Annotated in this window: 2 protein-coding genes, 1 tRNA gene and 1 pseudogene; 2 read left to right on the plus strand and 2 right to left on the minus strand. The window is 57.1% G+C overall.

Annotated elements, in window-relative coordinates:
* Window positions 1–966 (plus strand): phosphoenolpyruvate carboxykinase (GTP) (locus tag MR825_RS07820; protein WP_287879991.1); only part of this gene is annotated, 966 nt, incomplete at its 5' end.
* 63 nt (window positions 967–1,029) lie between these two features.
* Here the strand turns inward: MR825_RS07820 and MR825_RS07825 are convergent.
* Window positions 1,030–1,665: a TetR/AcrR family transcriptional regulator gene (locus MR825_RS07825; RefSeq protein ID WP_186907812.1), complete on the minus strand. Its 636-nt coding sequence runs from the start codon at window positions 1,663–1,665 to the stop codon at window positions 1,030–1,032.
* A gap of 445 nt (window positions 1,666–2,110) precedes the next feature.
* Window positions 2,111–2,184: transfer RNA gene (locus tag MR825_RS07830), tRNA-Gly, on the minus strand.
* A gap of 419 nt (window positions 2,185–2,603) precedes the next feature.
* Between MR825_RS07830 and MR825_RS07835 the strand changes: the two are divergent.
* Window positions 2,604–2,792, plus strand: a pseudogene (locus tag MR825_RS07835) (TVP38/TMEM64 family protein); the annotation flags it as partial.

Below are 2,792 nucleotides of genomic sequence, written 5' to 3' on the forward strand. Positions count from 1 at the left end.
GCCGGCTGGAAGGTCTGGTGTGTGGGCGACGATATCGCCTGGCTCCGTGTGGGCGAGGACGGCCGCCTGTGGGCCATGAACCCCGAGTACGGCTTTTTCGGTGTGGCGCCGGGCACCAATGAGAAGTCCAACCCCAATGCCCTGGCCTCCACCCGCGAGGGCACCATCTTCACCAATGTGGCCCTCAACCTGGACGACAACACCGTGTGGTGGGAGGGTCTGGACAAAAATCCGCCCCAGCACGCGCTGGACTGGCTGGGCAATCCCTGGAACGGCACCACCTCCGCCGAAAAGGGCGCCCACCCCAACTCCCGCTTCACCGCTCCCGCCAAAAACTGCCCCTGCATCTCCCCGGGATTTGAACGCCCCACCGGCGTGCCCATCTCCGCCATCGTTTTCGGCGGCCGCCGGGCCAAAACCGCTCCCCTGGTCTATCAGTCCCGCGATTGGGACCATGGGGTCTTCGTAGGCTCCATTATGGCCTCCGAGACCACCGCAGCCGCTGCCGGCGCGGTGGGCGTGGTCCGCCGGGACCCCATGGCCATGCTCCCCTTCTGCGGCTATCACATGGCCGACTACTGGCAGCACTGGCTGGACATGGGCAAGGTCCTGGGCGACAAGGCCCCCAAGATTTTCAATGTGAACTGGTTCCGCACCGACGACGAGGGGCGCTTCCTCTGGCCCGGTTTCGGCGACAATCTGCGGGTGCTGGAGTGGATCATGAAGCGCTGCTTCCATGAAGCCGACGCGGTGGAGACCCCCATCGGCTATGAGCCCAAGGCCGAGGATATCGACCTGGAGGGTTCCGGTGTGGACCGCGCCACACTGGAGGGCCTGCTCAAGCTGGACACGGCGATGTGGCTGGACGAGGTGAATGCCATCCGTGCATTCTACGACAAATTCGGGGCGAAACTGCCGGAAACGCTTTCTCAGGAGCTCTCTGCTCTGGAGGCGCGCCTGCATTAAACCCGAAACGACGCAAAACGGGCTCCCCGGCTTTTGCCGGGGAGCCCGTTTTGCAGGAACGCCTTATTGGTCCGCTCTGGTGATGGAGTGGAGCAGCATGCGCGCGCCGTGGTGCAGGAAATCCTCCCGGCTCAGTCCGGTCCGTTCCCGAATGTATGCCTCCCGGCTGTCGGCGGTCCGTACCATGCCCGCCAGGGCGGCCCAGAAGAGTAGCACCATCTCAATGGGCGGGACCTGGGTATGCACGAGCCCCGCTTCTGCCCCACGCACCAGGAAATCCGCCAGTTCGGCGTCAATCTCACTGCTCACCCGCAGGATGTCGGATACGCTTTTCTGGACAGTCTCCCCCGCCTGGGCCAGGGGGATCGCACCGGTAGCCGCATCATAGGCCGTAGGATTATCGTCATAGAAGCGCACGATGGTCCGGCAGACCGCATCATAGGCCTGCAGCCACTCGTGATTGCCCTCCAGGGCCTCATGGATCTTTTTCTTCAAGAGCACCATACCGCTGAGGAGGATGGCGTTGACGATCTCCTCCTTACTCTGGAAGTAGACATACAATGTGGCCTTGCTGTATTCCGCTACCCGCGCGATATCGTCCATGGTCGTCTTCTCAATGCCCTTCTCTGCAAACAGCCGCTCGGCGGCAGCCAATATGGAACCACGATGAAACTCCGTCAGCGCCTGCTTCTTGCTCATCTCTTGCTCCACCTTTCGTATTTATCATACCTCTTGGTTTAACAAATGATACCATGATTTTTGCTTTTTTGCAAGCATTTTCCCACCGCGGCCCGGGATCGGGAAGAATGTTCCGGGCCGTCGGTCCCCACTTTGCCGCGGGAGCGCAATGCGTTCCCGTGCGGCGCTTCCGCCCGCTTTGCGCCCAAATGGGCCACGCCGATGTGAGTACCACGTTAAAAATTTATACCCACCTGGATTCAGTGCACAAAAGGAAGAGTGTGGAGAAGCTTGACGCATACCTCTCCATTGGGGCAAGCTCGGACAAGCAGGCATAGGATTGACTTGCATCTGACTTGCATGGCATCCTGTTTTCGGTCTTTTTTCGCCTTATTTTCTCCTAACATTTGGAGGTGTTCGTGCAAAAGAAAATCCCTAGAACCGTTGAGGCTCTAGGGATTCCGGTTGGAGCAGGTAAAGGGAATCGAACCCTCATATTCAGCTTGGGAAGCTGACGTTCTGCCACTGAACTATACCTGCGCTTTGCCGACTGAAAGATTATAGCATAAACTGTGTCATTTGGCAAGCGGGTTTTTCGGCGTTTTCGCCCCCCAAATCATTGTGGAATTATACAGATTCTTTCCGCAATTTTTATATAATTCTTACAATTGACAACTTGCTTTTTGCTCCATCCGGCGCTATAATAGAATCATCCAATCAGAAAGGAGAGATGTGCAATGGTGATTTCGACCCGGATTGTCGATGTGGATGATTTGATCTTCGGCCGCGACGAGCGTGTGATCCCCAGCGAGCGGTAAGCGGCGGCATTCAGAAGAGCCACACCTTAGGGTGTGGATTTTTTGTTTTTCTTCGGAATTCTTAATGATTTTTCTATGGAAGTCCGCAGGAAATCGTGGTAGCCTAAAGGAAATGATAAAAAGCGACGAGGCGATGGATGGATGAAACGAAACAAATGGCTGCTGACTTTGCTGCTGGCGATCGCTCTTCTGGGCGGGGGAGCGCTGCTGCTGTGGCGAACGGGCTTTTTTTCCTCCATTGGCTCTTTGGACGATATGCGGGATTATATCGACCGCTTTGCCCCCTATTCTCATCTGCTCTTTTTTGTCGTGCAGCTTCTCTCGGTCATC

Source organism: Lawsonibacter sp., from assembly GCF_022777125.1.
GTDB lineage: Bacteria > Bacillota > Clostridia > Oscillospirales > Oscillospiraceae > Lawsonibacter_A > Lawsonibacter_A hominis.

Bases quoted from the DNA above. Each gene is read 5' to 3' on its own strand.
- MR825_RS07825 (WP_186907812.1), bottom strand. From the start codon at position 1,665: ATGAGCAAGAAGCAGGCGCTGACGGAGTTTCATCGTGGTTCCATATTG.